The sequence below is a fragment of the Rhodococcus sp. IEGM 1330 genome, from assembly GCF_033142445.1.
In the GTDB taxonomy this organism is placed as follows: Bacteria; Actinomycetota; Actinomycetes; order Mycobacteriales; family Mycobacteriaceae; genus Rhodococcoides.
Map to the genome: position 1 here is coordinate 1 of NZ_JAWLSB010000026.1, position 1,154 is coordinate 1,154.

Annotated in this window: 1 protein-coding gene; it reads right to left on the reverse strand. The window is 60.1% G+C overall.

Annotation, left to right across the window (positions count from 1 at the left end; all coding sequences use genetic code 11):
- Positions 1–19: 19 nt before the first annotated feature.
- A complete protein-coding gene (locus tag R4P57_RS26760; protein ID WP_317805922.1) occupies positions 20–1,102 on the reverse strand; it encodes an IS630 family transposase in 1,083 nt (360 codons plus the stop codon).
- Positions 1,103–1,154: the final 52 nt, after the last annotated feature.

Sequence of the window (1,154 nt, forward strand, 5' to 3'; positions counted from 1 at the left end):
CTAGTGGTGTGTCTCCAAATTATTTGACTTTTGCTAATGCGACGCGACCGCGAGCGACTTTCTCGAGGATGGATTCGGCGGTGGCGGTCCACACGTAGGGCCGGGGATTGTCGTTGTGGGAGTCGAGGTATTCCTCGATGGAGTCGATCAGGTCGGGTACGGAGTGAAAGACCCCGCGCCGCAACGCTTTGTCGGTCAGTTCGCGGAACCATCGTTCGACGAGGTTGAGCCACGAGGACGAGGTCGGGGTGAAGTGCAGGTGGAATCGTGGGTGCTTGTCGAGCCACGCGCGGACGTTGGCGTGTTTGTGGGTGGCGTAGTTGTCGACGATCAGATGAATCTGCAGGTGGTCGGGAACTTCACGATCGATGGTGCGTAGGAACTTCAGGAATTCTTGGTGGCGGTGCTTGGGTAGGCACTGTCCGATGACCTTCCCGGTCGCGGCGTCGAGAGCGGCGAACAAGGTTGTGGTGCCGTGGCGTTTGTAGTCGTGGGTCATCGTTTCGCCGCGGCCCTTCGTCATCGGCAGTGAGGCTTGCGTGCGGTCGAGTGCTTGGACGGAGGACTTTTCGTCGGCGCACAGCACGATCGCGTTCTCCGGTGGATCGAGGTAGAGGCCGACGACCTCGACGAGTTTGTCCTCGAACTGCGGGTCGTTGGAGAGCTTGAAGGCGTGGAGAAGGTGTGGCTTCAATCCGCGTGCCGACCACACTCGTTGGACTGTTGCTGGGGATACCCCGGCGTGGTCGGCCATGGTGCGGCAGCTCCAGTGCGTCTGACCCTCGGGCCGGTAGTTCATCGTCAGATCGACGATCTCATCGATCTTCTCCTGCGGTATCACCGGTTTGCGGCCGCGGCCTTCCCGAACTTTCGCGAACTTGCCGAGACCGTCGGTGAGGAACCTCGCCCGCCAGTTCGCCACCGACGATGGTGATATCGACAATGCCTGTGCCACAGCTGTATTTGCGAGTCCGTCGGCTGCCATCAACAGTGCTTTGGCGCGCACCACCTCCCGATGCGGGGTCGCTTGGGCGCGCGAGAGCGCCTCGAGTATCTCGCGTTGTCCGTCGGTCATCGGTAGTGCGGGAACTGGTGCTCTCATGAACGAAATTCTAATGCACGAATCATCGATTATTTTGGAGACACACCACTAG